General features: G+C 64.5%; 21 protein-coding genes. 16 read left to right on the top strand and 5 right to left on the bottom strand.

What is annotated here, in order from left to right; genetic code table 11:
• The first annotated feature begins 1 nt into the window (after position 1).
• From cheZ to M0D64_RS19285, 8 genes are all read left to right on the top strand, one after another.
• A complete protein-coding gene (gene cheZ / locus M0D64_RS19320; protein WP_168435651.1) occupies positions 2-712 on the top strand; it encodes a protein phosphatase CheZ in 711 nt (236 codons plus the stop codon).
• A 279-nt stretch (positions 713-991) separates the two neighbouring features.
• The gene (locus M0D64_RS19315; protein ID WP_171927638.1) at positions 992-1,537 is read left to right on the top strand and encodes a DUF2844 domain-containing protein; all 546 of its coding nucleotides are present in this window, start codon (positions 992-994) and stop codon (positions 1,535-1,537) included.
• A 15-nt stretch (positions 1,538-1,552) separates the two neighbouring features.
• The gene (locus M0D64_RS19310) at positions 1,553-2,848 is read left to right on the top strand and encodes a DUF3443 domain-containing protein (protein ID WP_266258892.1); all 1,296 of its coding nucleotides are present in this window, start codon (positions 1,553-1,555) and stop codon (positions 2,846-2,848) included.
• A gap of 207 nt (positions 2,849-3,055) precedes the next feature.
• Positions 3,056-4,279, top strand: a complete 1,224-nt coding sequence (gene flhB, locus M0D64_RS19305) for a flagellar biosynthesis protein FlhB (RefSeq protein ID WP_266258891.1) — start codon at positions 3,056-3,058, stop codon at positions 4,277-4,279.
• Positions 4,276-6,378 (top strand): flagellar biosynthesis protein FlhA, encoded by a 2,103-nt coding sequence (flhA, locus tag M0D64_RS19300; RefSeq protein WP_266258890.1) that lies wholly within the window; start codon positions 4,276-4,278, stop codon positions 6,376-6,378. Before flhB ends, flhA begins: the two co-directional genes overlap by 4 nt.
• Before the next feature lie 350 nt (positions 6,379-6,728).
• Positions 6,729-8,633 (top strand): flagellar biosynthesis protein FlhF, encoded by a 1,905-nt coding sequence (flhF, locus tag M0D64_RS19295; RefSeq protein ID WP_266258889.1) that lies wholly within the window; start codon positions 6,729-6,731, stop codon positions 8,631-8,633.
• Entirely contained in the window at positions 8,626-9,495 is an 870-nt protein-coding gene (locus M0D64_RS19290) for an AAA family ATPase (RefSeq protein ID WP_171927635.1), read from the top strand. The genes flhF and M0D64_RS19290 overlap by 8 nt, the downstream gene beginning before the upstream one ends.
• A 28-nt stretch (positions 9,496-9,523) precedes the next feature.
• The gene (locus M0D64_RS19285; protein ID WP_054038479.1) at positions 9,524-10,258 is read left to right on the top strand and encodes an RNA polymerase sigma factor FliA; all 735 of its coding nucleotides are present in this window, start codon (positions 9,524-9,526) and stop codon (positions 10,256-10,258) included.
• Positions 10,259-10,315: 57 nt separating this feature from the next.
• On the opposite strand, the gene M0D64_RS19280 is transcribed toward M0D64_RS19285, so the two are convergent.
• From M0D64_RS19280 to flgA, 5 genes are all read right to left on the bottom strand, one after another.
• Complete coding sequence (locus tag M0D64_RS19280) at positions 10,316-10,726, bottom strand: type II toxin-antitoxin system HicB family antitoxin (protein ID WP_154559857.1); 411 nt, start codon at positions 10,724-10,726, stop codon at positions 10,316-10,318.
• Positions 10,723-10,905, bottom strand: coding sequence for a type II toxin-antitoxin system HicA family toxin (locus M0D64_RS19275; protein ID WP_266258888.1), 183 nt, complete (start codon positions 10,903-10,905; stop codon positions 10,723-10,725). The genes M0D64_RS19280 and M0D64_RS19275 overlap by 4 nt, the downstream gene beginning before the upstream one ends.
• Before the next feature lie 307 nt (positions 10,906-11,212).
• A complete protein-coding gene (locus M0D64_RS19270; protein WP_154559855.1) occupies positions 11,213-11,659 on the bottom strand; it encodes a flagella synthesis protein FlgN in 447 nt (148 codons plus the stop codon).
• Between the two features lie 94 nt (positions 11,660-11,753).
• Entirely contained in the window at positions 11,754-12,110 is a 357-nt protein-coding gene (gene flgM, locus M0D64_RS19265; protein WP_168435649.1) for a flagellar biosynthesis anti-sigma factor FlgM, read from the bottom strand.
• A gap of 198 nt (positions 12,111-12,308) precedes the next feature.
• A complete protein-coding gene (flgA, locus tag M0D64_RS19260; RefSeq protein ID WP_266258887.1) occupies positions 12,309-13,844 on the bottom strand; it encodes a flagellar basal body P-ring formation chaperone FlgA in 1,536 nt (511 codons plus the stop codon).
• A 218-nt stretch (positions 13,845-14,062) separates the two neighbouring features.
• Here flgA and flgB point away from each other — a divergent pair, with 218 nt between their 5' ends.
• From flgB to M0D64_RS19220, 8 genes are all read left to right on the top strand, one after another.
• A complete protein-coding gene (gene flgB / locus M0D64_RS19255; RefSeq protein ID WP_054038465.1) occupies positions 14,063-14,557 on the top strand; it encodes a flagellar basal body rod protein FlgB in 495 nt (164 codons plus the stop codon).
• 19 nt (positions 14,558-14,576) lie between these two features.
• Positions 14,577-15,002, top strand: coding sequence for a flagellar basal body rod protein FlgC (gene flgC, locus M0D64_RS19250; RefSeq protein WP_054038463.1), 426 nt, complete (start codon positions 14,577-14,579; stop codon positions 15,000-15,002).
• A 10-nt stretch (positions 15,003-15,012) separates the two neighbouring features.
• Entirely contained in the window at positions 15,013-15,744 is a 732-nt protein-coding gene (gene flgD, locus M0D64_RS19245) for a flagellar hook assembly protein FlgD (RefSeq protein ID WP_175054003.1), read from the top strand.
• A gap of 43 nt (positions 15,745-15,787) precedes the next feature.
• Entirely contained in the window at positions 15,788-17,299 is a 1,512-nt protein-coding gene (locus M0D64_RS19240; protein WP_171927632.1) for a flagellar hook protein FlgE, read from the top strand.
• Positions 17,300-17,318: 19 nt separating this feature from the next.
• Positions 17,319-18,077: a flagellar basal-body rod protein FlgF gene (flgF, locus tag M0D64_RS19235; RefSeq protein ID WP_171927631.1), complete on the top strand. Its 759-nt coding sequence runs from the start codon at positions 17,319-17,321 to the stop codon at positions 18,075-18,077.
• Between the two features lie 81 nt (positions 18,078-18,158).
• Complete coding sequence (gene flgG / locus M0D64_RS19230) at positions 18,159-18,947, top strand: flagellar basal-body rod protein FlgG (RefSeq protein WP_168435648.1); 789 nt, start codon at positions 18,159-18,161, stop codon at positions 18,945-18,947.
• Between the two features lie 41 nt (positions 18,948-18,988).
• The gene (gene flgH, locus M0D64_RS19225; RefSeq protein ID WP_171927630.1) at positions 18,989-19,687 is read left to right on the top strand and encodes a flagellar basal body L-ring protein FlgH; all 699 of its coding nucleotides are present in this window, start codon (positions 18,989-18,991) and stop codon (positions 19,685-19,687) included.
• A 2-nt stretch (positions 19,688-19,689) separates the two neighbouring features.
• Positions 19,690-20,895: a flagellar basal body P-ring protein FlgI gene (locus M0D64_RS19220; RefSeq protein WP_266258886.1), complete on the top strand. Its 1,206-nt coding sequence runs from the start codon at positions 19,690-19,692 to the stop codon at positions 20,893-20,895.
• The last annotated feature ends 1 nt before the right edge of the window (position 20,896 follow it).

Here is a 20,896-nt window from a genome sequence, read left to right as displayed (position 1 = left end):
TGTGACTCTGCCGACCAACGCGCACGGAGCCGAAGCGGCGACTGAGAGCGGCGACCTCGCGTCTGACCGCATCCTCGCCCGTATCGGACAACTGACGCGCACGCTGCGTGACTCGATGCGTGAACTCGGGATCGACAAGCATGTCGAGCGCGCGGCGGAAGCCGTGCCCGATGCTCGCGACCGTCTCAAGTACATCGCGAACATGACCGAGCAGGCCGCCGAGCGAGTGCTGTCATCGATCGATATCGCCAAGCCGATCCAGGAGCAACTGCAGAAAGATGCCGGCGAACTCGACGCGCGCTGGGAGCAGTGGTACGCGGCGCCGATCGAGCGCGAGGAAGTGCGCGCGCTGATGAACGACACGCGCACCTTTCTGCGCGGCGTGCCCGAGGCGACCACCGCGACCAACTCACAGTTGATGGAGATCATGCTGGCGCAGGACTTCCAGGATCTGACCGGGCAGGTCATCAAGAAGATCACGGATGTCGTGTACCTGATCGAGCAGCAACTGCTCGGCGTGCTGGTCGAGAACATCGCGCTCGAGCGCCGCGAGCAGTTCGCGGCGAATGCGGCGGCACTGGCGGCCGAGCCGTCGTCCACCGGCAGCCCCGAGCATCTGCTGAACGGTCCGCAGATCAATCCGGAAGGCAAGACGGACGTGGTGCAGGATCAGTCGCAGGTCGACGATCTGCTGGCGAGCCTCGGCTTCTGACCTGCCGGCCGCCCGCAAGGGCGCGAGGCAGGACCGCCGGACCGGTTATGGGTGGCGAGCCACGCTCCTGCGTGCGCCTGCTGTCTGCCGACACAAACCACAGGCATACTACGGACTCAAGCAGCGGCATGGCATTCCGGTGAGAGACAGTCACCGGTCGGTGGCACGGTGAGGCAACTCCCCGGAGTGCGACCGCAGCGGTGCCGTATGATCTGCATACATGCGGCCGGTTCGCACGAGGTGCGAGCCGAGCAGCAGCAGCTCGGGAGGAGCCTCGTCATGTGGAGTCGCGTACGCCGCGCCGGGTTCGTTATGGCGCTTGCATTACCCTGTTCGTTGTCAGCCGTGCAGTCCGCGTATGCGGGATTGGGCGGCGCCCCGATGACACCCCCTACGGATGCGTCGGTTTCTTCCCGCACCGTGCAACCCGGCACCAGTTCCGCAACGGCGGCTCAAAGCGTGATGCGTTCTGCATCGAGCGCTGCTTCTTCCACTTCGGCTTCGGCGTCCTACACCGTGCGTGAAACGACGCTCGGCAACGGCACGGTGGTGCGCGAATACCTCGCCGCGGACGGTTCGGTCTTCGGCATCGCGTGGCGTGGTCCGCAAATGCCGGATCTGAACGATCTGCTCGGCAGCTATTTCCCGCAGTACGTCGCCGGCGTAAAAGCCGTGCGCGCGGCGCGCGGAGGCGCTCGTGGCCCCGTTGCGGTCGACCAGAGCAACCTCGTGGTCCGCTCCGGCGGCCACATGGGCGGGTTCAACGGTCAGGCCTGGTTGCCGCCGGCGCTGCCGGCCGGCGTCAGCGGTTCCGACATCCAGTAAGGGCGGGGACGAACGATGCGAACCATGCAAAGTCATATTGCCGGGAAGTTCAGGGGCTGGGTGCAGGCCGTCGTGGCGGTGATGTTGGTGTCGGTGGTGGCCGCCTGCGGCGGTGGCGGCGGCGACAGCTCCAGCAGCAATTCGTCGAACACGCTGAACGGCGGCTCGCTGCCGGCCAGCCCGACCCAGCAACCGATCGCCGCGACGGCGGCGAACACCGTGCCGATTACGGTCGGCGTGGGTGTAAAAGGCGTGATCAACATTCCGACGGTTAGCGTGACCGTTTGCCCGCCGGGTTCGCCTCCCACTTCTTCCAGTTGCCAGACCATCAACAACATTCAGGTCGATACCGGTTCGTTCGGGCTGCGTGTGGTCGGCTCGGTGCTGAATGCATCGTTGCTGCAAGCGTTGCCGATCAACACTGTCGGCACGAGCAGCACACAACTCGCGGAATGCGCGACCTTCGCCGACGGCTTCACATGGGGCTCGGTGCGCACCGCGACCGTGGCGATTGGTGGCGAGACGACGACCGCGGGCATCCCGATGCAGATCATCGGCGACATGCCCTCGAGTACGGTGCCGGCGAAGGGTTGCGGCAGCGGCCCGGCGGACAACACGGTCAGCGATCTCGGCGCCAACGGCATTCTCGGCATCGGCACGGCGCCCAACGATTGCGGCGTCAACTGCGAGAACGTCAACTCCAGCAACTACTTCGCGTGCCCGGGCGGCTCATCCTGCACACCCACCGCGCTGGCGCCAGCGCAGCAGGTCGCCAATCCGGCGGCCAACTTTGCGGCCGACAACAACGGCGTGATCGTGCAGATGCCGCCGGTGTCGAATACCGGCGCGTCATCGGCCACCGGCACGCTGGTGTTCGGGATCGGCACGCAGTCGAACAATGCGCTGGCCGCCGCACAGACCTTCGCCACCAATGTCTCCGGCGACATGACCAATAGCGTCTATAACGGCACGACAGTGACGGCGTTCTTCGACTCGGGGTCGAACGCGTACTTCTTCGCCGACAGCTCGCTCGCGCAGTGCGGCAGTAATTTCGCCGGGTTCTATTGCCCGTCGTCCGCGCAAACCCGGTCGATCACGCTGGGCGGCCTGAGCAGCACGAGAGCGAGCGTCAGCATCGGCATCCTGAGTGCGTCGACGCTGTTCGGCAACACCAGCAACTTTGCGTTCAACGATCTGGCCGGGCAGATCGGCGGCAGCAGCAGCTTCGATCTCGGTTTGCCGTTCTTTTATGGCCGCTACATGTACTACGGCTTCGCGACCGGCGGTCAGGCGCCTTACGTCGGCTTCTGAGGCGCATGACACACGCGTAAGAACCAGCCGGACACCCGCGCGCGTCAACCCGGGTGTCCGCTGGCCGTAGCCGCTGCTAGCCGGCCCTCCATCCCTCGAAATACCCCCCTTTCTCCGCCCTTATCCGCCGATCGTCGCTTGCGTCGAGCGGGAATAATCGCTCTCACTGGAAAGAGGCGTCGTGCCTCGACCGACTGGAGAGCATTTGTGGCAGAGGATAGCGACCTCGAAAAAACCGAATCAGCCACTCCCCGGCGCCTGCAAAAGGCGCGCGAGGAAGGGCAGATCGTGCGTTCGCGGGAGCTGTCGACGTTTGCGCTGCTGGCAGCGGGATTCTTCGGCGTATGGGGCATGTCCGACAGCATCGGCGAGCATTTGAAGGGTATGCTGCGCTCGTCCTTCACGTTCGACCACGCCACCGTGTTCGAAACCCGCCGCATGCTGATCGGCGCGGGCGCCGCGGGCCGCGAAGGCCTGTACGCGCTGCTGCCGGTTCTGGCCTTCACCGGCGCCGCCGCCCTGCTCGCGCCGATGGCGCTGGGCGGCTGGCAGTTGTCTTCGAAAGGCCTCGAGCCCAAGTTCAACCGGCTCAATCCGATCGAAGGGCTCGGCAAAATATTCTCAATCAACGGACCGGTTCAGCTCGGCCTGTCGCTCGCGAAGACGCTGGTGGTAGGCGGCATTGGCGGCTCGGCGATCTGGAATCGCCGCGAAGAAATTCTCGCGCTGGCAACCCAGCCGCTGCACCTGGCGCTCGCCAACACCGTGCATCTGATCGCGGTGTGCTGCGGCATGACGGTCGCGGGCATGTTCGTCGTGGCTGCGTTGGATGTGCCGTATCAACTCTGGCAGTTCCACAAGAAATTGCGCATGACGAAGGAAGAAGTGAAGCGCGAACACCGCGAAAGCGAAGGCGATCCGCATGTGAAAGGCCGGATTCGCCAGCAACAGCGCGCCATTGCCCGCCGCCGCATGATGACCCAGGTGCCCAAGGCCGACGTGGTGGTGACCAACCCGACGCACTTCGCGGTCGCGCTGCAGTACACCGACGGCGAGATGCGCGCGCCGAAGGTGGTCGCCAAGGGCGTGAACCTGGTGGCCGCGCGGATTCGCGAAATCGCCGCCGAGAACAACGTGCCGCTGCTCGAAGCGCCGCCGCTCGCGCGTGCGCTGTATCACAACGTCGATCTGAACCGCGAGATTCCCGGCCCGCTGTATGGCGCGGTCGCCGAGGTGCTTGCGTGGGTGTATCAGTTGCGGCGTTTCAACACCGAAGGCGGCGTCGCGCCGGTCGCCCCGACCGAGTTCGACGTGCCGGCGGACCTCGACAAGGGCGGTGTGCCGGACGATGAAGCCGAGCAGGAAGCCGCCGACGTGCTTAATTCTGCCAATAAGCCAGATAACGACGACGTTTCAGGAGCCTCCGCATGAACGCTCGCGCCGGATTCCTGTCCCGACGGCCGGATGCCTTGAGCGGCACCAATTTGCGCGCCCTCGCCGGGCCGGTGCTGATCTGCATGATCCTCGGCATGATGATTCTGCCGTTGCCGCCGTTTCTGCTGGATCTGCTGTTCACCTTCAATATCGCGCTTTCCGTGATGGTGCTGCTCGTCAGCATGTACACGATGAAGCCGCTCGACTTCGCCGCTTTCCCAAGCGTGCTGCTGTTCTCGACCCTGCTGCGCCTGTCGCTGAACGTGGCGTCCACGCGGATCGTGCTGCTCGAAGGCCATACCGGCCCGGATGCGGCGGGCCAGGTGATCGAGTCGTTCGGCCACTTCCTCGTGGGCGGCAACTTCGCGGTCGGTATCGTCGTGTTTGTCATTTTGATGGTCATCAACTTCATGGTGATCACCAAGGGTGCGGGGCGGATCGCGGAAGTGTCCGCACGCTTCACGCTCGATGCGATGCCCGGCAAGCAGATGGCGATCGACGCCGACCTGAACGCCGGCCTCATCAACGAAGATCAAGCTCGCAAGCGCCGCCTGGAAGTCTCCCAGGAAGCCGAGTTCTACGGTTCGATGGACGGCGCGAGCAAGTTCGTGCGCGGCGACGCGGTCGCCGGTTTGCTGATCATGGTGATCAACATCCTGGGCGGGTTGATCGTCGGGATGGTGCAGCACGGCATGGACTTCGCGTCCGCGGGCAAGACCTACACGCTGCTGACCATCGGTGACGGCCTTGTCGCGCAGATCCCGTCGCTCGTGATTTCGACGGCGGCCGGTGTGATCGTCTCGCGCGTCGCGACCAACGAGGATATCGGCACGCAGCTGACCGGCCAGCTCTTCACGAACCCGCGCGTGCTGGTGATCACGGGCTGCATTCTGGTGTTGATGGGCCTGATTCCGGGCATGCCGCACTTCGCGTTTCTGATTCTCGGCGGTGGCCTGATCCAGCTCGGCCGCACGATGAAAAAGCGCAGCGAAGCCCGCAAGAACACCGCAACACTGGTCGACGTCGCACCGGCCACGCTCGCGCCGGTCGAGAATGCCGAAGCCAGCTGGGACGACGTGTCGATGATCGACACGCTCGGTCTCGAAGTCGGCTACCGGCTGATTCCGCTCGTCGACAAGAACTCGGATGGCGAACTGCTCAAACGGATCAAGAGCATCCGCAAGAAGTTCGCACAGGAAATCGGCTTCCTGCCGCCGGTGATCCACATCCGCGACAACCTCGAATTGCGGCCGAACGGCTACCGGATTGCGCTGAAGGGCGTCGAGGTGGGCGTCGGCGAGGCGTATCCGGGGCAGTGGCTGGCGATCAACCCGGGGCAGGTGTCCGCCGCGCTGCCGGGCACGCCGACGCAAGATCCGGCGTTCGGTCTGCCGGCTATCTGGATCGATACGAATCTGCGCGAACAGGCGCAGGTTTACGGCTACACGGTGGTCGATTCGAGCACGGTGGTGGCCACGCACCTGAATCACCTGGTGGTCACGCATGCGTCCGAACTGCTCGGCCGCCGCGAAGTGCAGGCGCTGCTGGAGCGGATGCAGAAGGACACGCCGTCGCTCGTCGACGATCTGGTGCCGAAGTCGCTGCCGCTCACCACGCTGCAAAAGGTGCTGCAAAACCTGCTGGAAGAAGGCGTGCCGATCCGCGACATGCGCACGATTCTCGAAGCCCTGTCCGAACACACGCCGAAGGTCACCGACGCACACGATCTCACCGCCGCCGTGCGCCTTGCGCTGGGCCGTGCGATTACGCAGCAGTGGTTCCCGGGCGTGGGCGACATGCAGGTGATGGGCCTCGATTCGAATCTGGAGCGCGTGTTGTCGCAGGCGCTTTCCACGGGCGCCAATCCGGGCCTCGAACCGGGCCTCGCGCATACGCTGCTGAACGAAACGCAGAAGGCGATGACGCGTCAGCAGAACCTTGGGCTGTCGCCGGTGCTGCTGGTGCAGCATGCGCTCCGGCCGATGCTCGCGCGTTTCCTGCGCCGCAGCCTGCCGCAGTTGAAGGTGCTGTCTTATGCCGAAGTGCCGGATACGCGCAATATCAAGGTGGTGAATCTGATCGGGGCGCATGGTTAAACCCCGCGCGGCTAAGCCTGATAGTGCGCCGCAGCCGTTCCAGACCGATGGTTTCCGCCGGCGCTCCTCGAGCGCCGGTTTTCATTCCCGCGCCTGACTTTTCGCCCTGCAAGCGGCTGGCGGAGGTCATGCTGCGTCCGCGAAAGCGCCGTCGTACGCCGCCGGAGAGCCTGTTTCAAACCGTCGCGCGTGTGAATTGATGTGCGTTTCCATCGCCCGAATTGCCCGCCTTTAACGGTCTTTATCCATCGATCGTCACTCGACAGGTTTCGCAATAATGATCTCAATGGGAAGCGGTATGTTGCCGGTCCGGTAGTCCTTAAGTCCGTATACCTCATCGGGGGTCCAGCTTGAACATTCGTAAATTTGTCGGTGCTACCAGTCGCGATGCTCTGCGTCTCGTGCGCGAAGCCTTGGGCCCGGATGCCGTCGTTTTGTCCAACCGCACGATGGAAGACGGCAGCGTCGAGATCGTCGCCCTGGCCGATAGCGACCTCGCCGCCATCACGCCGAAAGCGCCGCGCGGCAGCGCAGGCGCACCGCTGGCCACGCCGATGAATGCCATGGCCGGACAACAGCCGGCGCTTGCCGCACCGCGCGCCAATCCGATGATGCAAGCGAATCCGTATGCGAGCGGCATGCCCGATGTGTTCTCGTCGGTGTTCGGCGCAAGCCCGGAAGCGGGCGCTGAGAACATGACGCCGAACGTCGTTGGCACCGTTCAAACCGCCAACGCCGCCTCAGGCTCAGCCGCGAAGTCCGCCGTCGTCCCTGCCGCGCCGAAGGCCACGCTGCCGAACGCGCCCAAAGCAGCGCTGGCCGCTGCCGCGTCGCTGCCGCAACCGATCAACACGGAGCAACCCAGCGCCCGCGCTGCTGCAACGCGTCTCACCGAAGACATCCGCGCCGATCTGCTCAAAGCCGCCGAAGCTCAAGCGCCGCGCACGATGGCTGAATCGAATCCCTGGCTGATCGACCACGCTCGCCGCATCGCCGCCGAACAGCAACAACAAGGCGCGTACAGCGCGCGCCCCGCTGCGATGACACCCGCTGCCGCCATGGCCAAGGGTCTCGGCGCTGCGGTGGAAGCGGGCCAACAGGCCTCGCAACCGGCCGCGCAGCAAGTCACCGATACGCCCGAGTGGGCCCGTGAAGGCGCGCAACTCGCCGCGCGCCGCGCCGCTCAGAAAGTGGCCGCATCGCTGCCTGCCGCCGACGACGCCCGCACGCCCGCTTCGGTCGCCGAAGCGATCAAGACGCGCATGGAGCAAGTCGTCAACGACACCGTGATGAGCGAGCTGTCGTCGATGCGCGGGATGATGGAAGAACACTTCGCCGGCCTGTTGTGGGGCGATCGCCAGCGCCGCAGCCCGGCGCGCGCGGCGCTCACCAAACACCTGTTCGCCGCCGGCTTCTCCGCGCAACTCGTGCAGATGATGGTCGACAACCTGCCCGACGACGTCGACAACATGGAAGGCGGCATGGAGTGGGTGCGTTCGGTGCTCGAATCGAACCTGCCGGTGATGGAAGACGAAGACGCGCTGATGGAGCGCGGCGGCGTGTTCGCGCTGATGGGCCCGACGGGCGTCGGCAAGACCACGACCACCGCCAAGCTCGCCGCGCGCTGCGTGATGCGCTTCGGCGCCAGCAAGGTGGCGCTCCTCACCACCGACAGCTACCGGATCGGCGGCCACGAACAACTGCGCATCTTCGGCAAGATTCTCGGCGTATCGGTTCACGCGGTGAAAGACGGCGGCGATCTGCAACTCGCGCTCTCCGAATTGCGCAACAAGCACATCGTGCTGATCGACACGATCGGCATGAGCCAGCGCGACCGCCTGGTCTCCGACCAGATCGCGATGCTGTGCCGCGCCGGCCAGCCGGTGCAGCGTCTCCTGCTGCTCAACGCGACGAGCCACGGCGATACGCTGAACGAAGTCGTGCAGGCCTATCAGCGCGCGCCGGATCAACAGCCGCTCGCCGGCTGCATTCTGACCAAGCTCGACGAAGCCACCAATCTGGGCGGCGTGCTCGATACGGTGATCCGGTACAAGCTGCCGGTGCACTACGTGTCGACCGGTCAGAAGGTGCCGGAAAACCTGTACGTCGCAACGAAGAAATTCCTGATCAAGAGTACGTTCTGCATCCCGCGCGACAACTCTCCATTCGTGCCGCACGACGACGACATTCCGGCGTTGCTGTCCGCGCTGTCGGCGCGTTCTACGGCCGAACTGCACGAGGTCCGCTTTGGATAAGTTCATGTCCGATCAGGCAGAAGGACTGCGGCGGCTGTTGGCTCGTAGCGGCTCGCGCGTGATTGCGGTGACGGGCGGCTCGGCCAGCGTCGGCTGTACAACGACGGTAGTGAACCTTGCCGCGGCGCTCGCGCAGCAAGGCAAGGACGTGCTGGTGATCGACGAGTGCCTCGGCGACAAATCGGTGAGCGCGATGCTCGGCGGCGTGCGCGGCGCAGGCAATTTTGCGGCGGTGATGCGTGGCGAAATGACGCTCGACGATGCTGCCGCGCGCCACGCACTGGGCTTCTCCGTGCTGGCCGCCTCGCGCAACAACCGAGAAGGCCGCACGGCCGCGCAATTCGACGTGCTGCTGCGCGGTTCCGCGGACATCGTGCTGATCGATGCGCAACTCGATGAGCACGGCCATCTTTCGCCCCTCGCGATGCAGGCGCACGACCTGATGATCGTGACAAGGGTGGCCGCGCAAGCGATCACCGAGGCGTACGCGTGCATGAAGCGTCTGCACTACGCGCACGCCACCGCGCAGTTTCGCGTGCTGGTGAACCACGTACAGAGCGTGGACGACGCGCATACCGCGTTTGTCAACCTCGCCGGCGTGGCTGGACGCTACCTGACGGTGGCGCTGGAAGACGCCGGTTGCATTACCGCCGATGTGCGGATGGCGCGAGCCATGGAGTTGTCGCGGTGTGTCGTCGATGCGTTCCCATCGACACCGGCTGCGCGCGACTTCCGGCACCTTGCCGCCGAATTGCAGTACTGGCCGATGCGGCCAGCGATGTCGTCGCAAACGCCCTGGATGGCGCCTGCGACAGTTACAGCGGCGCAACACGCCGACCAACCGTCCGCGCAGCACGCCTGAGAGGCGGCACATGGACAAGGGGAGCACGATGTATAACGCTCAGGGAAAGATTTCCCAAGCCGAAGTTCTGACGAAGTACGCGCCTCTCGTGCGTCGCCTCGGCTTGCAGCTCGTTGCCAAGATGCCGGCAAGCGTCGATCTCGACGACCTGATCCAGGCCGGCATGATCGGACTGCTGGACGCGGCGAGCCGCTACAAGGAAGACCAGGGCGCGCAGTTCGAGACGTATGCCAGCCAGCGGATTCGCGGCGCGATGCTCGACGAGTTACGCAGCAACGACTGGTTGCCGCGCAGCTTGCGGCGCACGTCGCGCGAAGTCGAATCTGCCGTGCACAAGGTCGAACAGAATCTGGGCCGCTCGGCGAGCGAAACGGAGATCGCCGAGCATCTGCAGATGCCGCTCGACGAATACCAGTCGATGCTCCAGGATCTGCACGGCAGCCAGTTGATCTATTACGAAGACTTCGATCGTTCCGCGGACGATGAACCGTTTCTCGACCGTTACTGCGTCGATCATTCGGACCCGCTGTCGGCGCTGCTGGACGACAGCCTGCGCTCAGCGCTGGTCGAGGCGATCGACCGCCTGCCGGAGCGCGAGAAGCTGCTGATGTCGCTGTACTACGAACGCGGCATGAACCTGCGCGAAATCGGTGCGGTGATGGAAGTCAGCGAATCGCGGGTGTGCCAGTTGCACAGCCAGGCCGTGGCGCGCTTGCGCACGCGCCTGCGCGAAATGGCCTGGGCGAACGCCGAGGCGACTTGAGCTGAGACGGATGGCTGACCGGTGGTGCGCGAAACGTCCGCCTGGTTTTCTCGCCTGTTACGCGTCCGCCATCTCATGCTCCGCGGCCAGCGCGAGAAACGCCGAGCGCGACATGCCGCGTGCCTCAACGTAAGCGTCGATATCCTGAACCAGCGCCTCAGGCAGTGAGATATTGATGCGCACCGCTTTCTTCAACGCCGGAATATTCCGCGTTGTCACGAAACCCCACGTGAAACCCGTGTAGTCCGGATTGCGCCGATGCTCGTCCAGCGTCAGCCGTTCGGGAATCGGCAACCCTTCGTCGAGCAGCGTATCCAGATGCGCCTCGATCGCTTCCTTCGCGTTCGCGTAGGCTTCTTCCAGCGAATCGCCCGCCGAATGGCAACCCGGAATGTCGGGAACGACCACGCCGAACGCTTGATGCGTGTCACCAGGTTCGATCGCGATCGGGAAAATCAGGTTCTTCATTTCAGGCCTGCCTGTTTCAAGATGCTGTTCAGTGTGCCGGGCGGAAGATCTTTCTTCGGATGCGGGATGGTCACGAGAGCGGCTTTTACCGCGTGCCGGAAATGGTGGTGGCTGCCCGATATGCGGATCAGCCGCCAACCATCCGCTTGAATCACTTTGACGACTTCGGCACTGTTCATATTGCACTCCTCGAATCATACACACGATTACACAACCTCGCTAGTGGGTACCGCTCCGCCTGGTTCGTCAAAGGCAGCCTCGAAAGCTGCGCGTGACGGCGGATAAGCTCAGTGGGGGAAGCCGTGATTTCAACGTGGCGGAGAATTTCGCGCTACCTGGCCAGATGGCCAACGCGCGTTGGAGGCGGGCCTGGGCGCCCTGTGCGGGAAGGGAAAACAAAAAGGGCTCGTCAAAGACGAACCCTTTTGTTCAAAGCAAGCTACTCAATCGCGTCGGCGCGTGAAACGCGCCGTTCCAGCGAAATCTTCAGGCCGCGGGACGCGCGGGAATCCGGCCATCCGGTCCATAGAAACCGGCCTTCTGCGGCACAGCCACCTGCAGCGCCGTCAGCGCGCGCTGGTTGTAGTCCATCCGCACGCGGATCAGTTCACCGTTACTCGTATTGAAGCGCCGCGCCCGCTCGGCGGCCTTTTGCAGCAGTGCCCATTGATCGGCCAGCCGCGCATCCGCGCTTGCTGCGAGCTCCATGCCAGGCCAGCCGGCCGGAAGGCCCATTTCCGCGAGCAGCGTGTCCCGGGTGGTCTCGAGCCTGGCGAGCAAGCCGATCAGCTCGGTTTTCTTCTCGACGATCGGCGGCAGCAGTTCCAGCGGCGACAAGGCAGTCAGCGCCTTGGTCTCGAGCGTCAGAATCGAGGCGAACGCCTCGACGGCCGAATATTCTTCGATGAGGGTGGCAAGCAGGGCGTCTTTCATCTCAACAACTCGCTGAACACGACAGCTCGCGCATGATTCGCGAGCCGGGTTTGTCGAATGCCGCCCGGCAATTCACCGTATTTCGATGCGTCGATTAGTTGCCGGTCGACGAGGTTTTGCTTTGCAACAGTTCGCGCGCGGTATTCAGCACGCCGTCGGCGATCTTGCTGGAATCGATCTTCAGCGAGCCGTCCTTGATGGCTGCCTTGATCGACTCGACATGCGCCGTGTCGATATCGGCCGAACCGGACGCCGCGAGACTGCGCAGATGCTGCGACAGACCCGACAGGCTGACGCTGGCGTCGCCCGAACCGCTGCTGGTGGTGGTCTGCGAGGTCGTGCCCGCACTCTGCGCGTTGCTGTTCGCGCTCGTCGCGTCGCTTTGCTGCGAGCGCGACAGGGCGTCTTTCAACGACGGCAGATTCGAATTGGTTGTGGAATCGACTTTCACGATTGGCTTCCTGAACGATTTGATCTTGATAACGGCAACCGCTGATCAAAACTTTAGCGCAATCGCTCCAGGTTTTGCCTCGCCTTTCAAGGCGATCCGGCCCCACGACGGGTTCGACATCCACTGCACCAGCCGTACCGGCCGTCGCGTGTGAATCCACGCCGGCGGACGGGCTGCCGGGCTCGCCGCCGGGCCGCGTCACAACTGAATCTCCACCGTCGAACCATCCTTGACGATGCCGGAGATGATCTGGCCGTTAGCCGTCTTCACCCGCACCTGCTGGCCCGGCGACGCGTTGTTCATCGCGCTGCCTTCGGCCGAAATCGCGAAACCGTTGCCCGCCGCGACAACCCGCACCGTTTGTCCGATCGACACCGCCGACGCGCTTTTCAGCATGTCGCGGCGCAGTGGCATGCCGCCGGCGATGCGCACGAGCGACACTGAGCCGACTGCCTGTGACGGGTCCGTGACGATCGCCTGCGGCAAACCGGTCAGATCGCCGTCACGCGCGACGAGGTCGGCTGCGGTGAACACTTCGCCCGGCGCCATCGCGCGGGCGGCCAGATAGTAAGTGGCGCGCAGCGAAACGCGCGCTTGCAGATAAATGGTCCACGGCCGTTCGCCGGCGCAGCGCACCCCGACGGTCATGCGGCCCCACAGGCGCGCGCCGCTGGGCATGAAGGGTTCGAGCATCGTGCAGGCCGCGAGCCCGCGCGGAAATGCCGGCGCGACGGTGATTTCGACCTTGCCGGGCAAGCCTGCCGACTGCTGTTGCAGGAAGGCGAGCGCGGCACTGCGAATCGCCTCGGCGTCTTGCTGGCCCTCCAGTGGTACGGGTTGCGCTAGCGCCGCCGGTCGCAGATTCTGTTGCGCGACAGCCGGCGCCACCTGGCGCATCGACGGCGTGCGGGCAATGGTGGCGGGCGGTGTCGGCATCGGCGCGGGTGTCGGCGCAGCCACCGCCGTGGTCACGACGGGTTTGCCGTTCGCGCCCAGTTGCGGCGGCTCGCCGCGCGAAGCAAGGCTGTCGAAGCCACCGGCCGCGGGCGCGCTGGCGGCTACGCCGTTAGGCGCATTGGCGACGACCGACTGCACGCCGGCGGTTTGCCGCCCGGCATTGAGCGACGGCGCCGGCGTCATCACGACCGGGACGATCTGACGCGAGGCCGGCGCCCCATTGACGCGCGCAATCCCGGCCGGCGGAGTCGTTGCGGCCGTAGCCACATTGGCGCTTCCCGGCGCGGGAATCGTCACGACTCCGTTTGCGTCGGGCTTAAAACTGGTACGGATCATCTGCGGCGCGGCAGGCGGCTCGCCCGCGCCCGGAATGACGATCGAGCCGCTCGCGTTGGCGGCGCGCGTGAATTGATCGGCGTCGCGCGCGACCGGCCCCGGCGTCAGCGACTGCGCGGTAGCGGCGGCCAGCGTCGCTGCGGACCCCGTGCGTTTCGCGGGCGCTGCCTGCATCTGCGCGGCCAGATCGTTGAGCGCGGTCGGATTCTTTTCGCCCGGGCCGGGAATCACGATCGGACCACCGGCGTCCTGAGCCTGCTGAGCCTGAGTCGTGGCCGGCAGCAGCACGATGCCGCCGGCGACCCATACCGCCAGATTCACGACGAGACGCGTCATGAGACGGGATGCACCGCGCGAAACACGCCGCGCCGCGCCAGCACCCACGCGATGCGCCGCCGCGCAGCTTGCGCGGTGCGTCGGGTCGAAGGTGGGCTGGTCCATCGTGTTTCTCCATCGAATGCATCGGTACGCTTTGCATTCTAGTGAGCGCCCCCATTGTGCAAACGTTGAATAGAAGCCCCCTTTCCCGGTTATTCGTCCGATTGCCACTTGCGTTCGGCCCATAAGATGCACTTCATGCAAAAAGGTCTTCCCGGCCGACGCAATCCTCACGCGAGGCACGAAACGGGAAGCCTCGGGAACGTTCTCCGGAGATTTCTATGCTGGACAAACTCGATGCCGAATTCGCCTTTGGCCGCCAGGCGCTCGATGTGCGCGCCTACCGGCAGGAACTGCTGTCGTCGAATATCGCCAACGCCGATACCCCCGGGTACAAGGCGCGCGACGTCGACTTCGCTTCGTCGCTGGCCGGCGCGCTGAAGAAGACCGGCGGCGGTGCGGGCACCGGCGCCTCGAACAACTCGACGCTCGCCATGACGCAGCCCGCAGGGGTGACGAGCGGCATGTCGATGGTGTCGACCGCGCCGGGTCATATGTCCGGCAAGACGACGCTGACGCCGACCGGCGGCACGCCGGACGACTACGGCAATCTGCAGTACCGCATTCCGACGCAACCCGCGCTCGACGGCAACACGGTCGACATCGATACGGAACGCGTGCAGTTCGCGGACAACACGTTGCACTTCGAATCGGGCATGACGGTGCTGTCTGGCCAGATCAAGACGATGCTCGCGGCGATCCAGTCGGGTTCGTAGACAGGAGAGGAAAGGAAACATGCCATCCCTGATGAACATTTTTGGTGTTGCAGGCTCCGCGATGTCAGCGCAGTCGCAGCGGCTCAACGTGACGGCGTCGAATCTCGCCAACGCGGACAGCACGACCGGCCCGGACGGCCAGCCGTACAAGGCCAAGCAGGTCGTGTTCGCGGTCAGCCCGATCGGTGGCGCGCGCACGGGCTCCGGTCAGCAGATCGGCGGCGTGCAGGTCACCGGCGTGGTCGACGACCCGACGCCGATGAAGACCGCCTACGACCCCGGCAACCCGGCGGCCAATCCGGACGGTTACGTCACGCTGCCCAACGTCGACCCGGTGCAGGAAATGGTCAACATGATCTCGGCCTCGCGCTCTTACCAGGCCAACGTCGAGACCCTGAACACCGCCAAGACACTGATGTTGAAAACGCTCACGATCGGAACCTGAGGAGAATTCCTTGACCACCAACACCACCATCGGCAGCAACGGCACGAACGTGTCGCAAACGCTGCTCGATACGATGAACGGCACGAGCAGCACCAAGAGCGCGACCAGCTCCACCAGCTCGACCGGCAGCACGTCGGGCACTTCGGCGACCGATCTGCAGAATACTTTCCTGCAACTGCTCGTCGCGCAGTTGAAGAATCAGGATCCGACCAATCCGATGGACAGCTCGCAGATGACCTCGCAGTTGGCGCAGATCAACACGGTGTCGGGCATCAGCCAGTTGAACACGACGCTCACCTCGCTCGCCACGCAGATGTCGGCAGGCCAGCAGTCGCAAGCCGCGCTGCTGATCGGCTCGACCGTGCTCGCGCCGGGCAGCTCGGTGTCGGTTGCAAGCGGCAAGGCCGGCGCGTTCGGCGTGCAGCTCGCCAACTCGGTGAGCGATCTGCAGGTGGTGGTGAAGAACTCGGCGGGCACGATCGTCAACACGATCGACCTCGGCAAGCAGTCGGCGGGCACGATTCCGGTGGGCTGGACGCCGACGGATTCGGCCGGCAACACGCTGCCCGACGGCAGCTACACGATCAGCGCGGTCGGCACGATCAACGGTCAGCAGGCAACGGCCACGACGCTCACGGGCGCGACGGTGCAAAGCGTCGTCATGCAGAGCAGCGGTACGCCGGGCCTCGTGCTGTCGAACGGCACGACCGTGGGGCTGACCAGCGTCGCCGCCATCCTCTGATTCAGATTCTGTCAGTTACGACTTTCCAGATACGGAGACCGTCATGGGTTACCAACAAGGTTTGAGTGGTTTGTCCGCATCGTCGAGCGACCTCGACGTGATCGGCAACAACATTGCCAACGCGAACACGGTTGGCTTCAAGAGCGGCGCGGCGCAATTCGCCGACATGTACGCCAATTCGGTGGCGACCGCAGTGGGCAACCAGGTCGGCATCGGCACCAAGCTCTCCGAAGTGCAGCAGCAGTTCTCGCAAGGCACGATCACCAGCACCAACCAGGCGCTCGACGTCGCGATCAACGGCAACGGCTTCTTCCAGTTGTCGAACAACGGCTCGCTGGTGTACTCGCGCAACGGCGTGTTCCAGCTCGACAAGAACGGCAACATCGTCAACGCGCAAGGCCTGCAACTGATGGGCTACGCCGCGAACGGCGCGGGGATCATCAACACCGCGCAGACTGTGCCGCTCAGCGTGCCGACCGCGAACATCGCGCCGCAAGCCACCACCAAGATCGTCGCCGGTTTGAACCTGAACGCGCAGGATCCGCTGATGCTCGGCACGCCGGCCGTGACGCCGACCCTTGTCGGGGGCAGCACGCTCACGACTCCCGGCGCGACCATCACGAACACCGCCTCGGGCACGAACAACGACAGCTACACCGTCAACTTCACGAGCCCGACGACCTACACGGTGACCGACACCACGCTCGGCACGACGACCGCCGCCGCCACGTACACGGCCGGCACGGCGGTCTCGCTCGGCAACGGCCAGACCATCACGTTCAACGGAGTGCCGGCGACCGGCGACAGCGTTGCGATCGCGCCGACCCCGGTCGCGTTCAACCAGAACAGCTCGTCGACGTATAACTACTCGACCAGCACGACGGTCTATGACTCGCTTGGCGGCTCGCAGACGGTCAACATGTACTTTGCCAAGACCTCGGCCGGCACGTGGAACGTGTACGCGGGCACCTCGACCGGCACCGCGAGCCTGGTCGGCCACGCGAACTTCAACTCGTCGGGCACGCTGCTCGGCACGACCAACGCGGCTGGCGTCGCTACCACCACGCCGTTCGTCTTCAACTTCAGCGTTCCGACCACCGACGGTTCGTCGACGCCGCAGAACCTGACGCTGAATATCGGCGGCACGACGCAGTACGGCGGCAAGGACGGCGTGAACTCGCTGCAGCCTGACGGCTTCGCAGCCGGCACGCTGACGAGCTTCACGATCGGCGCCGACGGCACGCTGACCGGCAACTACTCGAACCAGCAAACCGCGGCGCTCGGCCAGGTCGTGCTCGCGAACTTCTCGAACCAGAACGGTCTCGTGAACCTCGGCAACAACGAGTTCCAGCAGACGTCCCAATCGGGCGTCGCGCAGATCTCAGCGCCGGGCTCGACCAACCACGGCGTGCTGCAAGGCGGCGCGGTGGAAAACTCGAACGTCGACCTGACGAGCGAACTGGTGAACCTGATCACCGCGCAACGCAACTATCAGGCGAACGCGCAGACGATCAAGACCCAGCAGACCGTCGACCAGACCCTGATCAACCTGTAAGCGACCGGGACTTCCCATCATGGATCGGCTGATCTACACCGCGATGTCGGGCAGCACGCAAGCGCTCGAACAGCAGGCTATCGTTGCCAACAATCTGGCGAACGCCTCGACCACCGGCTTTCGCGCGCAGCTTGCGACTTTCCGCGCCGTGCCGATGGCGTTCGGCGACGGCAGTTCGATCAACGACACCACCACGCGCACCTTCGTGCTGTCGTCGACGCCGGGTGCCGACTACACGCCGGGGCCGATCCAGCAGACGGGCAACCCGCTCGACGTGGCGATCCAGGGTCCGGGCTGGCTGGCGGTGCAAACCGCCGACGGCAACGAGGCTTATACGCGCGCCGGCAACCTGCACGTCGACGAGAACGGTCAACTGGTGAACGCCATGAACCAGACGGTGCTCGGCAACGGCGGCCCGGTATCGGTGCCGCCGGGTGCGGAAATCACCATCGGCAAGGACGGCACGGTGTCCGCGCTGACGCCGGGCGATCCGCCGACGGCGGTGGTGACGGTCGATCAGTTGAAGCTGGTGAATCCTGATCCGCAAACCATGACGCGCGGCGACGACGGCCTCTTTCGCACCGCCGACGGCAATGCCGCCGACGCCGATCCGGCCGTCACGCTGGCGCCGGCATCGCTTGAAGGCAGCAACGTGAATCCGGTCAGCGCGATGGTCGCGATGATCACCAACGCCCGCCAGTTCCAGATGCAGACCAAGCTGCTGGAAAACGCGGACAAGAACGACCAGTCCGCCAACCAGTTGCTCAGCTTTAGCTAACGGGTCGCGTCGGGGTTACCCCATACATGGGACCGGACTAAGCGCTAAAGCGCTAACTCCGGTCGACACAGGAGAAGAATAGTGAATCGCTCGCTCTACATCGCCGCCACCGGCATGAATGCGCAACAGTCGCAGATGGACGTGATTTCGAACAACCTCGCGAACGTCAGCACCAACGGCTTCAAGGGCTCGCGCGCGGTGTTCGAGGATCTGCTGTATCAGACCATCCGTCAGCCGGGTGCAAACTCGACGCAAAACACCGAACTGCCGTCCGGTATCCAGCTCGGCACCGGTGTGCAACAGGTCGCGACCGAACGTCTCTACACGCAGGGCAACCTGCAGCAGACCGGCAACTCGAAAGACGTCGCCATCAACGGTCAGGGCTTTTTCCAGGTGCAGATGCCCGATGGCACCACCGCCTACACGCGTGACGGTTCGTTCCAGACCAACGCGCAGGGCCAGCTCGTCACATCGAGCGGTTACCAGGTGATTCCGGCGATCACGATTCCGAACAACGCAACCTCGCTGACCATCGGCAGCGACGGCGTGGTGTCGATCACCGTCGCCGGCTCGACCAACAGCCAGCAGCTCGGCTCGATGCAGGTCGCTACCTTCATCAACCCGGCCGGTCTGGATGCAAAGGGGGAAAACCTGTTCTCCGAAACGGCTTCGTCGGGTGCGCCGAACGTCGCGCAACCGGGCCTGAACGGCGCCGGCACGCTGAATCAGGGTTACGTGGAAGCATCGAACGTGAACGTGGTGCAGGAACTGGTGAACATGATCCAGACGCAGCGCGCTTACGAAATCAACAGCAAGGCCGTGACGACCTCCGACCAGATGCTGCAGACCCTCAGCCAGATGCAGGTTTAAGGCTTAAGGGACTGGGGAATTAACAGGCGGTAATAATCAAGATGTCGCACTTCACTCGTAACCCGGTTCATTCGCGCACCGCTCAGGCACTCGTGCAGCTCACACTGCTCGCGGCGCTGGGTGGCTGCGGCCTCGTGCCGAAGCAGCCGATCGTCCAGCAACCGATGACGGCACAGCCGCCGATGCCGCCGCAGGCGCAATCGCCGGGCTCGATCTACAACCCGGGTTACGCAGGCCGGCCGCTGTTCGAAGATCAGCGGCCGCGCAATGTGGGCGACATCCTGACGATCGTGATTCAGGAAAACGTCAACGCAACGAAGTCCTCGGGCGCAGGGGTCAACCGTAACGGCAACACCAACTTCGACGTGCCGACCGCCGGCTTTCTCGGCGGCCTGTTCGGCAAGACCAACCTGAGCGCGAACGGTGCCAACAAGTTTTCGGCAACCGGCGGTGCGAATGCGTCGAATACGTTCAGCGGCACGATCACGGTGACGGTGACCGGCGTGCTGCCGAACGGCAACCTGATGGTCAGCGGCGAGAAGCAGATGCTGATCAACCAGGGCAACGAATTCGTGCGCTTTTCCGGTGTGGTGAATCCCAACACGATTTCCAACCTGAACGCCGTGTACTCGACCCAGGTGGCCGACGCGAAGATCGAATACTCCGCGAAGGGCTACATCGACGAATCCGAGAACATGGGCTTCCTGCAGCGCTTCTTCCTCAACGTGTCGCCGTGGTGATCATGCGTACCGCCTTCTCCCGCTCCCGCCGCGCCGCGTTCGCCGCACCTCTCGCGCGATTGGCTCGCGTGGGCCGTGCACTGGCCTTCATCGCGCTTGCTTGCGCCGCGCTGCCGGCCGCTACGCCCGCTTATGCCGAACGTCTGAAAGACCTCGTGCAGATCCAGGGCGTGCGTGACAACCCGCTGATCGGCTACGGCCTCGTCGTCGGTCTCGACGGCACGGGCGACCAGACCACGCAGACGCCGTTCACCACGCAGACGCTCGCCAACATGCTGGCGAACCTCGGCATCTCGATCAACAACCAGGCGGCGGGCTCGACCAACCAGCAATCGTCGCTGTCGAACATCCAGTTGAAGAACGTCGCCGCGGTGATGGTGACGGCGGTGTTGCCGCCGTTTGCGCGTCCCGGCGAAGCGATCGACGTGACGGTGTCGTCGCTCGGCAATTCGAAGAGCCTGCGCGGCGGCACGCTGCTGCTTACGCCGCTCAAGGGCGCGGACGGCCAGGTGTATGCGCTTGGCCAGGGCAATGTGGCGGTCGGCGGCGCCGGCGCGAGCGCGAACGGCAGCAAGGTGCAGGTGAACACACTCAATGCGGGCCGCATCGCCGGCGGCGCGATCGTCGAACGCGCGGTGCCGACCTCGGTATCGCAAGCGGGTACGATGCAGCTCGACCTGAACGACATGGACTACGACACCACGCAGCGCGTGGTGGCCGCGGTGAACAACGCGTTCGGCAGCGGCACGGCCACGGCGCTCGACGGCCGCACGATTCAACTGCGCGCGCCCTCCGATCCGGAACAGCAGGTCGCCTTCACGGCGCAATTGCAGAACCTCGACGTCAAGCCGGCGCAAGCGGCCGCGAAGGTGATCCTGAACGCGCGTACCGGCTCGATCGTGATGAACCAGATGGTCACGCTGCAAAGCTGCGCGGTGGCGCACGGCAATCTGTCCGTGGTGATCAATACGCAGCCGGTGGTGAGTCAGCCGGGCGCGTTCTCGAACGGCCAGACGGTGACCGCGCAACAATCGCAGATTCAGATGAAGCAGGACAACGGCGCACTGAAGCTGGTGACCGCCGGCGCGAACCTTGCCGAAGTGGTGAAGGCGCTCAACGCACTGGGTGCGACGCCCGCGGATCTGATGTCGATCCTGCAGGCAATGAAAGCGGCGGGCGCTTTGCGCGCCGACCTGGAAATCATCTAAG

Origin of the sequence: Paraburkholderia sp. WS6 (genome assembly GCF_030464835.1) — a bacterium.
GTDB classification, from domain to species: domain Bacteria; phylum Pseudomonadota; class Gammaproteobacteria; order Burkholderiales; family Burkholderiaceae; genus Paraburkholderia; species Paraburkholderia madseniana.
Note: the sequence above shows the minus strand (reverse complement) of the source record. Positions and strands in the feature narration are given on the sequence as shown.